Origin of the sequence: Actinoplanes oryzae (assembly GCF_030757795.1) — a bacterium.
GTDB lineage: Bacteria > Actinomycetota > Actinomycetes > Mycobacteriales > Micromonosporaceae > Actinoplanes.
This window is the reverse complement of the sequence record NZ_JAUQWH010000009.1, coordinates 28,645-46,020: the sequence shown is the minus strand read 5'-3', so window position 1 is coordinate 46,020 and position 17,376 is coordinate 28,645. Positions and strand designations below refer to the sequence as shown.

Below are 17,376 nucleotides of genomic sequence, written 5' to 3'. Positions count from 1 at the left end.
GCACCGCGAGCGGTGGTGCGCTGTGGAAGGAGGGCGTGTTGCGCCCAGTACGTGCCAAGCGAATCGTTGCGATTCTCGCGGCGGGTGGGCTGTCGCTCGCCGCCGCGGCCTGTGGCGACGCCCCTGAGGACTCCCCGTCCGGTTCCGGCGCCAGCGCCGCCGCGGCATACAAGGCCTGCATGGTCACCGACACCGGCGGCATCGACGACCGGTCCTTCAACGCCTCGGCGTGGGCCGGCCTGCAGGCCGCCAAGGAGTCGGCGAGCAACGTCGACCCGAAGTACGTGGCGTCGACGGCCGAGGCCGACTACGAGCCCAACCTGCGCCAGTTCGTGACGCAGAAGTGCAACTTCATCCTCTCGGTCGGCGGCCTCATGGGCGACGCCACCAAGAAGGTCGCCACGGAGAACGCCAACCAGCAGTTCGGCATCGTGGACAGCAGCATCGCGGACGCCAAGAACGTCTACCCGATGCAGTTCCGCACCGACCAGGCCGCGTTCCTCGCCGGTTACCTCGCCGCGGGCTACTCGAAGTCCGGCAAGGTCGCCACCTACGGCGGTCTGAAGATCCCGCCGGTCACCATCTTCATGGACGGGTTCGCCGACGGCGTGGCCTACTACAACCAGCAGAAGAGCAAGAGCGTCCAGGTGCTCGGCTGGGACAAGGCCAAGCAGAACGGCACCTTCGCCGAGAACTTCGGCGACCAGAACAAGGGCAAGGCGATCACCAACACGTTCGTCGCCCAGGGCGCCGACGTGATCATGCCGGTCGCCGGCGGCACCGGCCTGGGCACCGCGGACGTCGCCAAGGCGTCCGGCGGCAAGACCACGGTCATCTGGGTCGACCAGGACGGCTGCAAGAGCGCCGAGCAGTACTGCGACGTGTTCCTCACCACGGTCGTCAAGAACATCACCGAGGCCGTCAAGGAAGCCGTGGAGTCGGGCGCGCAGGGCACGGCCCTCAACCCCACCCCCGGCTACCTGGGCAACCTGGAGAACGACGGGGTCGGCCTCGCGCCGTACAACCAGTTCGACAGCAAGGTCGACGCGACGCTGAAGTCCGAGGTCGAGAAGCTGAAGGCCGACATCATCGCGGGCACCGTGAAGGTCGAGTCGGTCAACGCGCCCAAGTGACGCCGAACCACTAGCACTTCCCGCCGCCGTGCGGGTCGCGGGAGGCACATCCTCCCCGGCCTGCGCGGCGGCTCTTCTCCGGCTGTTATAACGTCCCTCGCGTTACACGTCAGCACCTCGCCCCCAGGAGATCCCGCTGAGACTCGAGCTGCGTGGCATCACCAAGCGCTTCGGCGACCTGGTGGCCAACGACCACATCGACCTGACCGTCGAGCCCGGCGAGGTCCACGCCCTCCTCGGCGAGAACGGTGCCGGCAAGTCCACCCTGATGAACCAGCTCTACGGCATGCTGCAGCCGGACGAGGGCGAGATCCTGGTCGACGGCGAGGCGCGGACCTTCCGCAGCCCCCGCGACGCCATCGCCGCCGGCATCGGCATGGTCCACCAGCACTTCATGCTGGTCCCCGTCTTCACCGTCGCGGAGAACATCGCCCTCGGCTCCGAGCGCACGCGCCTCGGCTTCCTCGACCGCCGCCGGGCCCGCCGCGAGGTGCTCGAGGTCTCCGAGCGCTACGGCCTCCCGTGCGACCCCGACGCCCTGGTCGAGAACCTCCCGGTCGGCGCACAGCAGCGGGTCGAGATCGTCAAGGCCCTCACCCGCGACGTCGACCTGCTCATCCTCGACGAGCCCACGGCGGTGCTCACCCCGCAGGAGACCGAGGAGCTGCTCACGGTCATGCGCGGGCTCTGCGCGGCCGGCAAGTCGATCGTCTTCATCACCCACAAGCTCAAAGAGGTCAAGGCCATCGCCGACCGGATCACCGTGATCCGGCGCGGGCGGACCGTCGGCACGGCCACCCCGGATACTCCCGAGGACGAGCTCGCGGCCCTCATGGTCGGCCGGGCGGTCTCGCTCGAGGTCACCAAGGAGCCCGCCGAGCCCGGCCGCGAGGTGCTGAGCATCGCCGGCCTGGTGGTGGACGACGACCGGGGCGTCCGCGCCGTCGACGGCGTCGACCTGACCGTGCGCGCCGGCGAGGTGCTCGGCATCGCCGGTGTCCAAGGCAACGGCCAGACCGAGCTGGTCGAGGCGGTCATGGGGCTGCGCCCGGTGCGCGCGGGGTCGATCCAGGTCGACAACGAGGACCTGACCACCATGAGCACCAAGCAGATCCTGCGCTCCGGCATCGGCTACGTGCCCGAGGACCGCAGCCTCGACGGCGTGGTCAAGGAGTTCACCGTCGCGGAGAACCTGGTGCTCGACCAGTACGACCGGGAGCCGTACGGGAACGCCCTGCGGCTGGACCCGGCAGCGGTCGGCGCCAAGGCGCGCGAGCTGGTCGACGAGTTCGACATCCGCGCCTCCTCGACGGGCACCGCGGTCGGCACCCTCTCCGGCGGCAACCAGCAGAAGGTCGTCGTGGCCCGGGAGATGTCGCGGCCGCTGCGGCTCTTCATCGCCAGCCAGCCGACCCGGGGCGTGGACGTCGGCTCGATCGAGTTCATCCACGGCCGCATCGTGCGCGAGCGGGACGTGGGCACCGCGGTGCTGGTGGTCTCCAGCGAGCTGGACGAGGTGGTGGGGCTCGCCGACCGGATCGCCGTCATGTACCGCGGCAAGGTGCTGGCGATCGTGCCGCCGGACACGCCGCGCGACAAGCTCGGCCTGCTGATGGCCGGCATCACCGGCGACGCTGTTATCGAGGGGACAGAGTGACCACCGAGGTGAAGGCCGCGCCCCCGGCGAAGGAGCCCGAGAAGACCGAGGACTCCTTCCTCAGCCACTTCCTGCACAACCTGTGGGCCGCGAACACGGTCACGGTGACGGTGCTGTCGATCGTGCTGTCGATCGTCATCGGCGCGATTCTGATCATCATCTCCGACCCGGACGTGCTGAACACCTTCAGCTACTTCACGGCCCGCCCCACCGACGCGCTCACCGCCAGCTGGGACCTGGTCGGCAACGCGTACGCGGACCTCTTCAAGGGCGCGATCTTCGACCCGGCGGCGATCTCCGCGGCGGCGGACGGCAGCGGCACCTGGAAGCAGGTGTTCTTCCCGATCTCCGAGACCCTGACGTACGCGGCCCCGCTGGTCTTCACCGGCCTGTCGGTGGCCCTGGCGTTCCGCGGCGGCCTGTTCAACATCGGCGGCCAGGGTCAGGCGATCATGGGCACGGTCCTGGCGGGCGTGGCCGGCTTCGCGCTGCCGCTGCCCCCCGTCATCCACCTCATCGCCGCGCTGCTGGCCGGCGCGCTCGGCGGGGCGCTCTGGGGCTTCGTGCCGGGCATCCTCAAGGCCCGCACCGGCGCCCACGAGGTCATCGTCTGCATCATGCTCAACTACACGGCCAACCTCTTCCTGGGCTGGCTGATCCTGCAGAAGGGCGTGCAGCAGGAGGGCCGCTCCGACGCGATCAGCGAGACGGTGAAGGGCTCGGCCCAGCTCCCGTCGTTCGGCGGCGAACTGCGGGCCAACCTCGGCATCGTGCTCGCCGTCCTGGCCACGGCCGGGGTCGCGTGGCTGCTCAACCGCTCGGCCTTCGGCTTCGAGCTGCGGGCGGTCGGCGCCAACTCGCACGCCGCGCGGACGGCGGGCATCAGCGTCGCCAAGACGTACACGCTGCTCATGGTCGTGGCCGGCGCCCTGGCCGGGCTGGGCGGTGCGACGCAGGTGCTCGGCACGGCGTACGCGCTGACGCCGGCGGTGGCGGGCAACATCGGCTTCGACGGCCTGCTCGTCGCGCTGCTCGGCCGCAACCGGCCGTGGGGCACGCTGTGGGCGGCGCTGCTCTTCGGGGCGCTGCGCGCCGGCGGCAACCGGATGCAGTCCTTCTCCGGCATCTCGCTGGAGCTGGTGACCGTGCTGCAGGCGCTCATCGTCATCTTCATCGCCGCCCCCGCGCTGGTGAAGGCCATCTTCCACCTCCGCGCCGCCCGCGCCGTGCGGCTCGGTACCTCGATCGCGAAGGGCTGGTGACCGGGGTGTCCACCGCGACTGTGGAACGGCCGGAAACTTCGGCCGCGGCCCCTTTCTGGGACAGGCAGCGCCGGCTGGGTGTGGGTGTGGTCGCCATCGGCCTGCTCGCCGTCGTCCTCTTCGGGGCGCTCGCACCGTCGGAGACCGCGCGCTTCACCCTGAGCGACGACGCCGAGGGTGCCGCGTTCAGCATCAACGGGCAGCTCGGCGCGATCCTCTTCGGCGTGGTCGCGCTGGCCGCCGGCGGCGTGCTGCTGGCCGGCCTGTGGCGCCGCTTCCAGACGAGCATGCTCTCGCTGGGCATCCTCGCCTTCGTCCTGTCCTTCCTCTGCTGGCAGGTGGCGGGCAAGTTCCTGCCGCTCGTCGACACCGTCAGCGGCACGCTCGAGCTGGCCGTGCCGCTGATCCTCGGCGCCCTCGCGGGCGTGCTGGGGGAGCGCTCCGGCGTGATCAACGTGGCCATCGAGGGGCAGTTCCTCATGGGCGCGTTCTTCGCGGCGCTGGTCGGCACGATGGCCACCAGCGTGTGGGCCGGCCTGTTCAGCGCGGCCGTCGGCGGCGTGATCATCGCGGGCATCCTCGCCGTGCTGGCCATCCGCTACCTGGTCGACCAGACCGTCGTCGGCATCGTGCTCAACCTGCTGGCACTGGGTGTGACGGGCTTCCTCTACGAGCGGCTCATGCAGCCGAACGCCCAGTCCTACAACGAGCCGCCGAAGATGCCCGAGTGGCGCATCCCCGGCCTCGCCGACATCCCGGTCGTCGGCCCGGTGCTCTTCGACACGAACCTGCTCGTGTGGCTCGCGCTGATCCTGGTCTTCGTCGTGCACTTCGGCCTGACCCGCACGCGGTGGGGCCTGCGCACCCGCGCGGTCGGCGAGCACCCCACCGCGGCGGACACGGTCGGCATCCGGGTGCGCGGCCTGCGCTACCTCAACGTTCTGCTCGGCGGCCTGATCGCGGGGGCCGGCGGCGCCTACTTCACGCTCGTGGCCACGGGCAGCTTCAACAAGAACATGACGGCCGGCGCCGGCTTCATCGCCCTGGCGGCCCTCATCTTCGGCCGGTGGACGCCCTTCGGGGCCCTCGGGGCGGCGCTGTTCTTCGGCTTCGCGCAGAAGCTGGCGACCTATCTGAGCGCCGTGGGCAGCCCGGTGCCGAGCCAGTTCCTCAACATGCTGCCCTATCTGGCGACGATCGTGGCGGTCGCCGGGCTCGTCGGGCGGGTGCGGGCGCCGGCCGCCGACGGCCAGCCCTACGTGAAGAGCTGACCTGGCAGAATCGGCGTCATGGAGATCGACTGGGGAGCTTTGCGGACCGCGGCCATCGAGGCGATGCGGCATGCGTACGCGCCCTACTCCGACTTTCCCGTGGGAGTCGCCGCCCTGGTGGACGACGGCCGCGTGATCGTCGGGTGCAACGTGGAGAACGCGTCGTACGGTGTCGGCCTCTGCGCCGAGTGCGGGCTGGTCAGCTCGCTGCACGCCACGGGTGGCGGGCGGCTGGTGGCCATGTCGTGCGTCGACGCCACCGGCCAGCCGCTGATGCCGTGCGGGCGCTGCCGGCAGCTGCTCTACGAGCACGGTGGCAAGGACATGCTGGTCGAGGCGCTGCCCCGGCCGCTGACCATGGCGGAGCTGTTGCCGCACGCCTTCGGGCCGGAGGACCTGGACAAGGTCACCGGGCCGGCCGCGGTGCAGGACGTGCCGGTGCAGCTCGCCAAGTGGCGCGGGCGCGGGACGGTGTTCGTGCACCCCGACCTGGCCGGCGGCGCGCAGGTGTGGACCGGCTACTGGGAGCGGTCCGGCGGCAGCCCGGGGGAGAGCGACGCCGACAAGGGCGTGCTCGAGGAGGGGCCCAACTTCGCCAGCGCCGCCGAGGCGGTGACCTGGGGACGGATCCGGACCTCCCGGATCGTCGTCGTGGACGCCGACGGCGGCCTGTCGTGGGCCGGCGAGGGCGAGGCGCCCGAGGGCATCGGGACGAGGTGGGAAGAGTGAGCGGCGAGTTCGCAGCCGTCGACGTCATCCGGGCGAAGCGGGACGGGCACGCGCTGTCCGACGCGCAGATCGACTGGGTCGTCGACGCGTACACCCGGGGTGTGGTGGCCGACGAGCAGATGTCGGCGCTCGCCATGGCGATCCTGCTGCGCGGCATGTCGGGCGGCGAGATCGCCCGGTGGACGGCGGCGATGATCGCGAGCGGGGAGCGGCTGGACCTGTCCGCCGTCCCGCGGCCGACCGTGGACAAGCACTCCACGGGCGGCGTCGGCGACAAGATCACGCTGCCGCTGACCCCGCTCGTGGCGGCGTGCGGGGCGGCCGTACCCCAGCTGTCCGGGCGCGGGCTCGGGCACACGGGCGGGACGCTCGACAAGCTGGAGTCGATCCCCGGCTGGCGCGCCCGGCTGAGCAACGAGGAGTTCGTCGGGCAGCTCAGCGACGTGGGCGCCGTCATCTGCGCGGCGGGGGAGGGGCTGGCCCCGGCCGACCGCAAGCTCTACGCCCTGCGCGACGTCACCGGCACGGTCGAGGCCATCCCGCTCATCGCCAGCTCGATCATGAGCAAGAAGATCGCCGAGGGCACGGGTGCCCTGGTCCTCGACGTGAAGGTCGGCACCGGCGCGTTCATGAAGGACGAGGCCGACGCCCGGGAGCTCGCCCGCACGATGGTGGAGCTCGGCAAGGCGCACGGGGTGAAGACCGTGGCACTGCTCACCGACATGAGTACGCCGCTGGGGCTGACGATCGGCAATGCCGTCGAGGTGACCGAGTCCGTCGAGGTGCTGGCCGGTGGCGGGCCCGCCGATGTCGTCGAGCTGACCGTGGCGCTGGCCCGGGAGATGCTCGACGCGGCCGGGATCGACGCCGACCCGGCGCAGGTGCTCGCCTCCGGCAAGGCCATGGACACCTGGAACGCCATGATCCGGGCGCAGGGCGGCGACCCGTCGGCGCCGCTGCCCGTCGCCCGGGAGACGGAAGTCCTGCGGGCCACCGAGGACGGGGTCGTCGCCTCCGTCGATGCCCTGGGTGCCGGGCTGGCCGCGTGGCGGCTCGGGGCGGGACGGGCCCGCAAGGAGGACCCGGTGAGCTTCGGCGCGGGCGTCGTGCTGCACAAACGGCCCGGTGACGCGGTGCGGGCGGGAGACGTGCTGCTGGAGTTGCGTACGGACGAAGCCGCCCGCATCCCGGCCGCGCTGGCCGACGCCCGGGCGGCCGTGACCGTGGCGCAGAGCGCGCCCACCCGTGAGCGGCTGCTCATCGACCGCATAGCCTGACCCGTCATGAAGGCCGCCCCCGACCCCCGCGCGGTCCGCGACGCCAGCCTCGACGAGCTGGAACGACTGGGCCTGCCGTTGCCGCCGCCGAGCTTCCCACTGGTCTGGGAGCCCGGCGACGGCATCGAGCTGCGGCCCGTGGCCGAGCTGGAGGCGCGGGCGGCCGTGCTGCACGTGGTCGTCGCCTGCTGCTTCGGCTTCCCGACCGAGGCCGCGATGAGCTGGCTGCTCAACTCGAAGATCGTGGACTGGGTCACCCCGCCCGAGTGGCAGTTCGTCGCCGGGGACGTGGGTGACCACCGGTCGTTCGTGCTGCACCACGACGCGGTCTTCGCCCTGGCGTGGCTGCTCGGGCTCAGCCGGCACCTCGACCCCACCGCGCCGCCCGAGCCGCAGATGATGACCCGGATGCCGGACCTGCCGGGCAACGAGCTCTTCAACGACTGGCGCTCCCGGGTGCTGCCGGCGCCCCGGGATGCGGTCGACGCGGCGGTGCTGCTGGACCTGTACTACTGCCTCGACTGGGCGTTCCAGGAGGCGGAGAAGACCGGCGTGCCGCTGCCCGGCGAGGTGGACAGCAACGCCATCGGACAGCGGCGGTGGGCCCTCGAATGGGCAGTGATCTTCACCGGGCCGTACCACGAGGCTCCCCCGGAGTGGGAAGAAGTCGACCTGTCGGTCTAGATCGCTTGATAAACGGTTATTTCCACAGCGGCGGTTGTCGTCAGGCCGGCGATCCCGTCCAGGTGCACGTGCCTGGCGCTCGGCGTCATCCCGACCAGGGTGCGTGCCTCGGCGGCGGTGAGGTCGATCATCCGGCGACGGGTGGTCGTGCTCTTCATCGTGAAATGGCCGCCGAGCGACTCGGCGACACGTTCCGCCTTGCCCGGATCGACTTGGATCAGGTCGTGCGCGGCGATCAGCTCGCCCAGATGATCCGGCGCCGGGGTGACCACCATCAATGTCCCGCCCTCGCGCAGCACGCGACGGAACTCGGGGCCGTTGCGTGGGGCGAAGACGTTCAGCACCAGAGCTGCCGCCCCGTCCGCCACCGGAAGCGGGCGCCACAGGTCGGCGAGCGCCGCGGCGGCCCGGGGGTGGGCCCGGGCGGCGCGGCGCAGGGCCGGCTTGGAGACGTCGATGCCGAGGCCCGTGGTGTCCTCCCGCGCGTCGAGCAGCCGGGCCAGGTAGTGGCCCGTGCCCGTGCCCGCGTCGACGATCAGCCCTTCCGGGGGCACGGCCGGGATCAGGGCGTCCGTGACGAAGTCGTAGTGACCCGCGCCCAGGAACGCGACCCGGTCGGCCACCATCTCCGCCGAGTCGCCGGCGTGCGGGGAGCGGCCGGTGGTGAGGTTCACGTAGCCCTGCCGCGCTATGTCGAAGGAATGCCGCCGCGGGCACCGCACGGTCGCCGGGTCCGGGCGGGTCAATGTGTCGTGGCACACCGGGCACCGCAAATACGGCAAGGCTCCATCGATCATTCGGTGCTTACCTCTAGCATCTGGTGATGGCTGTCATTTCCCACGCCGACATCGTGCAGGCTCCGAAGGCCCTCCTCCACGACCACCTCGACGGCGGGCTGCGGCCCGCCACGATCGTGGAGCTGGCGGCAGCCGTCGGTCACGAGCTGCCGGAGACCGACCCGGCCCGCCTCGGGGAGTGGTTCGTCGCCGCCGCGGACTCCGGATCGCTGGAACGCTACCTGGAGACCTTCGCGCACACGGTGGCGGTGATGCAGACCGAGGAGGGCCTGCACCGCGTCGCCAAGGAGTGTGCGCTGGACCTGGCCGCCGACGGCGTCGTCTACGCCGAGGTCCGCTATGCCCCTGAGCAGCACCTCGAGCGCGGCCTGACCCTCGACGCGGTCGTCGACGCCGTGCACGCTGGCTTCCAGGAGGGGTGCGCCGAGGCGGCCGCCGCCGGGCGCCGGATCCGGGTCGGCACGCTGCTGACGGCCATGCGGCACGCCGCGCGCTCGCAGGAGATCGCCGAGCTGGCCGTGCGCTACCGGGACACCGGTGTGGTGGGCTTCGACATCGCCGGGGCGGAGGCGGGCTTCCCGCCCACCCGGCACCTCGACGCCTTCGAGTACCTGCAGCGGGAGAACTTCCACTTCACCATCCACGCGGGCGAGGCCTTCGGGCTGCCGTCGATCTGGCAGGCGATCCAGTGGTGCGGGGCCGACCGGCTGGGGCACGGCGTGCGCATCGTGGACGACATCACCGGCGGGAAGCTGGGCCGGCTGTCGTCGTACGTGCGGGACAAGCGCATCCCCCTGGAGCTGTGCCCCTCCTCCAACGTGCAGACCGGCGCCGCCGAGTCGATCGCGACGCACCCGATCAAGCTCCTGCACGACCTGCGGTTCCGGGTCACCGTCAACACGGACAATCGGCTCATGAGCGGAACTTCCATGTCCCGGGAGATGGCGCTGCTGTCCGAGGCGTTCGGCTGGGGCTGGAGTGAACTGCAGTGGCTCACGATCAACGCGATGAAATCCGCCTTCATCCCGTACGACGAGCGGCTCGCGCTCATCAACGACGTGATCAAGCCGGCGTACGGGAAGTTGGTCCGCTGATGTCCGGATTGACAGGGCATTAGCGACACGGGCGTACTTTCGTCCGGCGAAACTGGCGATTCGGTCAGCCGGATCAGCCGTTCGGACAGTCTCCTCCCTACAAACACTGCACAATCCGGCATCTTGCCTTGCCGTCGGCGTCCCCGCGAGCCATCGTCTGTGCTGCCGCGATCGCAGATCGATCCGGCCGGAAAGGCACCCGTGGGGACCCCGCGGAGCCCGCCCGAAAGAGTGACGCTTAGAGAAGCACCAATATACGAGCAGTGATGATCCACCGGCGAGGTCCGTAACTTAGGACGCGACTTCGCATCACACAAACGGTCCGGGTCAGGCTGCTCTTTCTCTTTGACACTCGTCGTGATGGAATCTCGGGGGCCCGACCCGGTGAGTCGGCCGTGTGCGGTGCCCGGTGATCCGAAAGCCGGGTCCGAATCAGGAGGACGGTGACGTGAGCAAGCGCCCTGAGACGGCGAACGCGGTCATGTCGCGTCTCCGCCGGCCGGCCGGCCGGTTGCGGGATCTGCCGATCTGGTCGAAGCTCGGGCTGATCATGCTCGTGCCGACGTTGGCGACGATCATCGTCGGTACCAACGGGCTCATCGACCACATCGACGAGGCGGACAACGCCGAGAACGCCCGCACGCTGTCCGTGCTCTCGCAGGCCGCCGGTGGACTTGTCGACCACCTGCAGAACGAGCGCGCATTCGGCGTGGAGATCGCGACCACCCCGAAGAGCAGTGCCGACCGAGAGTCCGCGGGCACGTCCTACGGTCGTGAGCACGCGAAGGTCGACGAGGCCAAGAAGAACTACTCGCAGCAGAAGAGCACCCTGAAGGACCTGCCCGAGCAGGCGCAGACGCTGCTGACCCGCCTCGACCGCAACCTCGAGGAGCTGCCCTCCATCCGCAGCCAGGCGGCGAACGGCGACCTCGGTGCCGACGACGTCGAGACCGCCTACCGCCCGCTGATCGACGACCTGCTGACCGTGCGTGACGTCGCCGCCCAGCAGGCCAACGACACCGAACTGAGTGGCCGCCTCCGCGTCGTCGCCGCGGTCGCCCGGGCGAAGGACTACATCTCCCAGCAGCGCGACGTGGGCCACATGACCCTCGGCGCGGGCGACTTCAACGCCACCATGCGCAAGAAGTACCTGGTGACGGTCGCCGGCTACGACATCTCCGACTCGACGATGCGCCAGGTCGCCACGACCGACGACCTCAACCTCATCGACAAGGTCATCAGCGGTCCCGCCGAGCGTGCCGCCACCAACCTGACCCAGCCGCTCGACGGCCTCAGCGGTGACAACACGAAGAAGATCCCGTTCAACCGGGACCAGTGGGAAACCGCGATGATCGGCTACAACGACCTGTTCCGCAGTGTGGAGAACAGGCTCGACGGCCAGATCGTCGACCAGGCCACCGCCCTGCGCAACGACGTGCAGCGCCAGGTCATCATCGAGTCCAGCCTGCTGCTGGGCATGCTCCTGCTGGCCATCGCGTTCGCCTGGCTCGTCGCCCGGTCGATGGCCCGCTCGCTGCGCGAGCTGCGCCAGGGCGCGCTCAACGTCGCCCAGTTCGGCCTGCCCCAGGCGGTCGAGCGGCTGCGTGACCCGGCGCTGAGCGGCTCGCTCACCCCGGCGCAGGTCGCCGACCAGGTCGCCGAGCCCCTCCCGGTGCGCAGCCGGGACGAGTTCGGGCAGGTGACCGAGGCGTTCAACGCGGTTCACCTCGAGGCGGTGCGCACCGCGGCCGAGCAGGCCGCCCTGCGGGCCTCCGTCGCGACGATGTTCGTCAACCTCGCCCGCCGTTCCCAGATCCTGGTCGACCGGCTCATCGGTCACCTCGACCGGCTGGAGCGCGGCGAGGAGGACCCGGACCGCCTGGCCGAGCTCTTCCAGCTCGACCACCTGGCCACCCGAATGCGCCGCAACGACGAGAACCTCCTGGTGCTCGCCGGCGCCGACTCGACCCGTGTGCAGCGCGAGCCCGCCGCCCTCATCGACGTGCTCCGCGCCGCCCAGTCCGAGGTCGAGCACTACACCCGCATCGAGTTCGGCACGATCGACCGGGACATCGAGGTGGCCGCCCACGCGGTCAACGACATGGTCCACCTGGTCGCCGAGCTCTTCGACAACGCGACCGCGTTCTCCCCGCCGAACAGCCACGTCATCGTCGAGGCGCGCCGCCTGGGCGACGGCGCGGTGCTCTCGGTCGAGGACCGCGGCATCGGCATCAGCCGCGAGCAGCTGCGCGACCTCAACGAGCGGCTCGCCAACCCGCCGATGGTGGACGTCGCCGTCTCCCGCATGATGGGCCTCGTCGTGGTCGCCCGCCTGGCCAACAGGCACGGCGTCCGGGTCGAGCTGCGCCCGGCCGACAGCGAGCGGGGCACGGTGGCCGACGTCGGCCTGCCCGTGAGCGTGCTCGTGGTGTCCAGCGCGGCCGGTCGCCTGCCGTCCGGCGAGAGCGGCTTCGTGCCCGACGACCAGCCCCGCCCCGCCTTCGCCGAGCCGCCGCTGGCGCTCGAGAGCGGCCGGGGTGGCTTCGGCGGCGGACGCCCGTTCGAGCCCAACGCCCCGGTGTCCAACGGCGGCATGGTCGGCGCCGGCGCGGGCCGCTCGGTCCCGGCCTGGTCCGACCTCACCGGCGCGCCGACCGGCAGCTTCGACGCCCCCACCGGCTTCGGTGGCGGCAGCAACGGCTTCGGCGGCGGCACCGGGACCAACGGCAGCAACGGCTTCGCCGGTGTCAACGGCGGCTCCAACGGGTTCGGCGGTGCCAACGGCTTCGGCGGTGGCAGCAACGGCTCGCAGGGCGCCAACGGCTTCGGCGGCAGCAACGGCTCGCAGGGCGCCAACGGCTTCCACGGCCCGCGCAGCAACGAGCCGATCCCGCCGCTGCCCCAGACCGGGCCGCAGGGCTTCGACAACCTGCCGCAGCGTCGCAACGGCGAGAACATGCGGCCGGACGAGACCGTGTCCTTCGGGCACACGATCCCGCGCCAGCTGCCGCCCAGCCCGGAGACGCAGGGCCGTCCGCCCTTCGTGCCGCCGGTCTCGGCGCCCCCGGTTCCGCCGATCTCCGCGCCGCCCGCGCCCGCCGCGTTCGCCGGCCCGAGCTCGGCGCCGCCCGTCCCGGGCCAGCCGATCTCGGCGCCGCCCGTCCGGCCGCAGTCGGCGCAGCCGGCCTCGGGTCAGCCCGCCTACGGGCAGCCCGTGAGCCCGGCCCAGCCGCAGTCGGCGCCGCCCGTGCCCGCCTCGCCGCCGGCCTGGCCGCCGGTGTCGGCGGAGCGCGACCAGAACGCGCCGCACGTCCCGGAGAGCCTCGCGGCCGCCCTGGACATGACGGCCGAGCTGCCGCGCTACCGGCCCAACGGCACGGGACCGCAGCCGCAGGTCGCGCCGCCCGGCGTCCCGCAGAACGGCACCCCCGTGGCGCCGGTCTCGGCGCCGCAGCAGGCCAGCGCCGCCGCGCAGATCGCCGCCGCCCAGGCCGCCGCCCGTCAGCGCGCCGCGGGTGACGTCGAGACGCAGTTCGCGGACGAGACGATGGAGCTGCCGATCTTCCGGGAGCTCGAGTCGGCCTGGTTCATGACGGCCAAGCCCGCCAAGCCGAAGACCTCTCCCGAGACCGAGCCCCAGGCCGGCCCCTCGGACGAGTCGGTCCTGTCGGCCCGGCGGATCCCGACCGGCGAGCCGGTCCGCACGCCCCCGCCCGTCTCTCCGGCCCCCCGGCCGGAGCCGGCTCCGGCGCCGGTCGTGCAGGCTCCGCCCGCCCCGGTCGTCCAGGCCCCCGTGGCACCGGCGGCCCCGGTGGTCCAGGAGCAGGTCCTCCCCGTGCGGGACCCGGAGCCCGTGGGCGCGGTAGCGTCGAGTGGTGGCCACCACGGCGCCGCCGGCGCCGGCACCGACTCGAACCCGTGGCGGACCGCGGCCGACGACGGCTGGTCGGCGGCCCGCAAGGCGGCCGAGATGCCCGTGGACACCACGACGACGGCCGGTCTGCCGCGCCGCACGCCGATGGCACAGCTCGTCCCGGGCGGTGTCGACCGGGCCGAGACCTCGGTGCAGCGTCGCACCCCCGAGGCGGTTCGCGGGCTCCTGTCCGCCTACCACCGCGGTGTGCAACGGGGTCGCACCAAGGAGCAATCGACCAACCCGGAGGTCGCTCCGGGCGGGATGCAGTCCTCGCAGGCTGGCAAGGAGCATGAGGCATGACAAGTACGCAGGATCTGGGTTGGCTCCTCGCCAACTTTGCCGACCGCGTTCCCGGGGTGGCGCACGCGATCGCGGTCTCCGCCGACGGTCTGCTGCTCGCGGCCTCGCGGGACCTTCCCCGCGACCGCGCTGACCAGCTGGCGGCCATCGCCTCCGGCCTGGTCAGCCTGACCCAGGGTGCCGCCCGCTGCTTCGAGGGCGGCGCGGTGCTCCAGACGGTCGTCGAGATGGACAACGGGTTCCTCTTCCTGATGTCGATCTCCGACGGTTCGTCGTTCGCCGTTCTCGCCGCCCGCAGCTGCGACGTCGGCCAGGTGGGCTACGAGATGGCTCTCCTGGTGGACCGCGTGGGTGAGGCCTTGACGCCGGCGCCGCGATCGGCCGCCGGGGTCCTCGGCTGAACGGGTGAAGATCCGGATCCGTCCGGTATCTGTCCAAAACCTTGACAACGCGAGAAACTTCTATGGGCCGAGGGATGAGGTGAGCGGTGACGATGCCTGAACGTGATGAGCCGACCGGCGCGCTGGTCAGGCCGTATGCCGTGACCCGTGGCCGTACCCGGCCCAAGCTGGAGATAGCGCTGGAAGCGCTCGTCGAGACCACCGTTCGTGGCCGGAGCACCGGTACGGGCCGCGGCGGGAGCGAACACCAGTACATCGCTGCGATGTGTGACGGCGGCCGTGTTCAGTCGCTGGCAGAAATCGCCGCACGCATGCAACTACCGCTCGGGGTGGCCCGGGTGATCGTCGCCGACATGGCCCATGACGGGCTGGTGGCGGTCTACGAGCCCACATCGCTCGACGATGAGACCGATGCGGTGGGTACGGAACTGCTGGAAAGGGTGCTGAGTGGACTTCGCAGGCTCTGACATGTCGCGCCGGCCGACAGCCGGGCGCGTGACCTCGGCCAAGATCGTGATTGCCGGTGGGTTCGGTGTCGGTAAGACGACGCTGGTGGGGTCGGTCTCGGAGATCACTCCGCTGACCACCGAGGCCATCATGACGTCCGCCGGCGTGGGTGTCGACGACAACCGGCAGGTGCCGGGGAAGACGACAACCACGGTGGCCATGGACTTCGGCCGCATCAGCATCGACCGGGACCTGATCCTGTACCTGTTCGGAACGCCGGGCCAGACGCGTTTCTGGTTCATGTGGGACGAGCTGGTGCGCGGTGCCATCGGGGCGGTCGTCATGGTGGACACACGTCGGCTCGCCGACTGCTTCGCCGCCATCGACTTCTTCGAGCACCGTCGGCTGCCGTACCTGGTCGCCATAAACTGCTTCGACGGCATGCAGTATCACAACGCCCAGGACGTGCGGGACGCGCTCGCGATCTCGTCCGACGTCCCGGTCGTGAGCTGCGACGCCCGCAACCGCGAGTCGACGAAGAACGTGCTGATCTCCCTGGTCGAGTACGTTCTGACGATGCGTCGCTCGCGCGCGGTCGCGCCGGCCTGACAGTTCGTCGCAGGTCCCGCTCTGGCGACAGAGCGGGATTTTTGCGTACCCGCCCGGGCGACACGGCCGGTCTACGGCCGGTCGTGTCTTCGTGCTGCCCACGTCCGGGCGGCCGGGATCACCGCGGCCTGCGCCCGAGCGTCGCCGATCTCGCGACGCCCGCCTCCCGCAACTCCTCACCCCGCCGGCCCTGAGCGGCCCTCTCCGGGCGCGAGGAGTCGAAGCCTCCCGGAGCCAGCGTGACGGTGCCGCGACGGCTCTGGCTGCGCCTGAGGGCCTTTCCCGGCTGAGTGGAGCGGTCCCGCACCAGAGCGGTTCCGTCTGGCGGCCGTGTGCTGGACGAGCGGGATGACATGGCCCGTCATGAGCCGACCCAGGAGGGTTTGGGTGGCCCGCTCAGCGGCAGCCGCCCTGTCGCTCGATGGCAGAATGCGGCGGTGCTCCTCGCCCGGAGTTCCCGCCATGACCGCGTCGCCGCGTCGCTTGCTGGGCGCTCCGACGGCGAGCTGGCGGCTTTCCTGCAGGCAGCGACACTCAACGGCGTGGGCGTAGGCGGTGGCTCGTCGATCGCCGACGTCGACGGCGTGCCCGTGTTCGTCAAGCGAATCCCGATCACCGACCTGGAGTTGGCTCATCCGCTGAGCACGGCGAATCTGTTCGATCTGCCCGTCCACTGGCAGTACGGCATGTATCGCCTGGCCGGCCCAGGGTTCAGCGCGTGGCGCGAGGTGTCCGCGAACTTGAGCGTCACCAAAGGTGTCCTCGCCGGTGACGCGGAATCGTTCCCGCTGCTTCATCACTGGCGGGTGCTGCCCGGCCGCCCACCGGTTGCGGCCGAGCACGCTGACATCGACGCCGTCGTCGCCCAGTTCGGCGGCAATCAGGCAGTGCGTGCCCGGTTCGAAGCGTTGGCGGGCGCCACTGCGAGCCTGGTGCTGTTCCTCGAGTACCTTCCGGACGGGCTGTCCTGCTGGCTGAACGACCCGGTCGGCATGGCGTCGACGGTCGAGCGGCAGCTGGTCGAGATGGTGGCGTTCCTGCGTCAGCGTCAGCTGCTGCACTTGGACGGGCACTTCGGCAATATCCGGGCCGACGACGACCGGCTCTATCTTGTCGACTTCGGGCTCGCCACCTCGCCGCGTTTCGAGCTGTCGGACGCTGAGCGCGACTTCGCCGCTCGCAACGCCGGCCACGATGCCGACTACGCTTCCATGCGGCTGGTGAACTGGCTGGTCACCTCCGCGTGTGGTGTGCCCTTGCCCGCCGGCAGCCGTTCCATCGCCCGCGACCAGTTCGTGAAGCGATGCGCGGTCGGCGACATCCCACCGGATGTGCCGCCTCCCGTGGCGGAGATCATCACCAGACACGCCCCTGCCGCCGCACGAATGAACGACTTCTGCCGCCGCCTGTTCGACGGCGACCTTCACGCCGAGTACCCAGGCCCGTAGAGCGGCCGGCCTCAAGCGGCGAGCAGGACTCGTTTGCGCAGCCTGCCGATGACCTCATCACACCATCGCCCAACGATCGATCACGATCAGCATCGATCACTCTCCGCGGGACAGAACCCGGAAGTCGCGAACATAAACACCACCGCGGCGGCGCCGCCGCGGGTGCTGCTCCGTGGGCCGGGCTCACACGTCGAGATCGCGCGGCTCGCGGCTCGGTGGGGCTCGATGCGCAGCGGGCTGATGGCATCGACGTCGGCTCACCGAGGGGCGATGCACCTTGGGCAAAAAGGCAGCAGCCCGGCACCGTGAGGGGTGCCGGGCTGCGAGGGTCAGCGGCTCGGGAAGCCCGCG

Annotated in this window: 14 protein-coding genes; 13 read left to right on the top strand and 1 reads right to left on the bottom strand. The window is 71.0% G+C overall.

Annotated elements, in window-relative coordinates; genetic code table 11:
• Positions 1-38 precede the first annotated feature (38 nt).
• The 7 genes from RBH18_RS05250 (at position 39) to RBH18_RS05220 (ending at position 8,013) form a co-directional block, all read left to right on the top strand.
• A complete protein-coding gene (locus tag RBH18_RS05250; protein ID WP_306204787.1) occupies positions 39-1,133 on the top strand; it encodes a BMP family lipoprotein in 1,095 nt (364 codons plus the stop codon).
• A 181-nt stretch (positions 1,134-1,314) separates the two neighbouring features.
• A complete protein-coding gene (locus RBH18_RS05245; RefSeq protein ID WP_372338867.1) occupies positions 1,315-2,790 on the top strand; it encodes an ABC transporter ATP-binding protein in 1,476 nt (491 codons plus the stop codon).
• An 8-nt stretch (positions 2,791-2,798) separates the two neighbouring features.
• Positions 2,799-4,052 carry an ABC transporter permease gene (locus tag RBH18_RS05240; RefSeq protein ID WP_306204828.1) on the top strand — a complete coding sequence of 418 codons (1,254 nt, stop codon included), beginning with the start codon at positions 2,799-2,801 and terminating at the stop codon, positions 4,050-4,052.
• 5 nt (positions 4,053-4,057) lie between these two features.
• Positions 4,058-5,323 (top strand): ABC transporter permease, encoded by a 1,266-nt coding sequence (locus tag RBH18_RS05235; RefSeq protein WP_306204786.1) that lies wholly within the window; start codon positions 4,058-4,060, stop codon positions 5,321-5,323.
• A gap of 18 nt (positions 5,324-5,341) precedes the next feature.
• The gene (locus RBH18_RS05230) at positions 5,342-6,052 is read left to right on the top strand and encodes a cytidine deaminase (RefSeq protein ID WP_306204784.1); all 711 of its coding nucleotides are present in this window, start codon (positions 5,342-5,344) and stop codon (positions 6,050-6,052) included.
• A complete protein-coding gene (locus tag RBH18_RS05225; protein ID WP_306204783.1) occupies positions 6,049-7,329 on the top strand; it encodes a thymidine phosphorylase in 1,281 nt (426 codons plus the stop codon). Before RBH18_RS05230 ends, RBH18_RS05225 begins: the two co-directional genes overlap by 4 nt.
• A gap of 6 nt (positions 7,330-7,335) precedes the next feature.
• Positions 7,336-8,013: a DUF4272 domain-containing protein gene (locus tag RBH18_RS05220; RefSeq protein ID WP_306204782.1), complete on the top strand. Its 678-nt coding sequence runs from the start codon at positions 7,336-7,338 to the stop codon at positions 8,011-8,013.
• Here the strand turns inward: RBH18_RS05220 and RBH18_RS05215 are convergent.
• Positions 8,010-8,810, bottom strand: coding sequence for a putative RNA methyltransferase (locus RBH18_RS05215; protein WP_306204781.1), 801 nt, complete (start codon positions 8,808-8,810; stop codon positions 8,010-8,012). The two genes, RBH18_RS05220 and RBH18_RS05215, sit on opposite strands and share 4 nt — an antisense overlap.
• 26 nt (positions 8,811-8,836) lie before the next feature.
• Between RBH18_RS05215 and RBH18_RS05210 the strand changes: the two genes are divergently transcribed.
• The 6 genes from RBH18_RS05210 (at position 8,837) to RBH18_RS05185 (ending at position 17,025) form a co-directional block, all read left to right on the top strand.
• On the top strand, positions 8,837-9,904 hold the full coding sequence (locus RBH18_RS05210; protein WP_306204780.1) for an adenosine deaminase: 1,068 nt from the start codon (positions 8,837-8,839) through the stop codon (positions 9,902-9,904).
• Between the two features lie 448 nt (positions 9,905-10,352).
• On the top strand, positions 10,353-14,120 hold the full coding sequence (locus tag RBH18_RS05205) for a sensor histidine kinase (protein ID WP_306204779.1): 3,768 nt from the start codon (positions 10,353-10,355) through the stop codon (positions 14,118-14,120).
• Complete coding sequence (locus tag RBH18_RS05200; RefSeq protein WP_014447580.1) at positions 14,117-14,521, top strand: roadblock/LC7 domain-containing protein; 405 nt, start codon at positions 14,117-14,119, stop codon at positions 14,519-14,521. The genes RBH18_RS05205 and RBH18_RS05200 overlap by 4 nt, the downstream gene beginning before the upstream one ends.
• Before the next feature lie 92 nt (positions 14,522-14,613).
• Positions 14,614-14,988: a DUF742 domain-containing protein gene (locus tag RBH18_RS05195; protein ID WP_041834455.1), complete on the top strand. Its 375-nt coding sequence runs from the start codon at positions 14,614-14,616 to the stop codon at positions 14,986-14,988.
• 1 nt (position 14,989) lies between these two features.
• A complete protein-coding gene (locus RBH18_RS05190; RefSeq protein WP_041832917.1) occupies positions 14,990-15,577 on the top strand; it encodes a GTP-binding protein in 588 nt (195 codons plus the stop codon).
• A gap of 437 nt (positions 15,578-16,014) precedes the next feature.
• On the top strand, positions 16,015-17,025 hold the full coding sequence (locus RBH18_RS05185; RefSeq protein ID WP_306204777.1) for a phosphotransferase: 1,011 nt from the start codon (positions 16,015-16,017) through the stop codon (positions 17,023-17,025).
• The last annotated feature ends 351 nt before the right edge of the window (positions 17,026-17,376 follow it).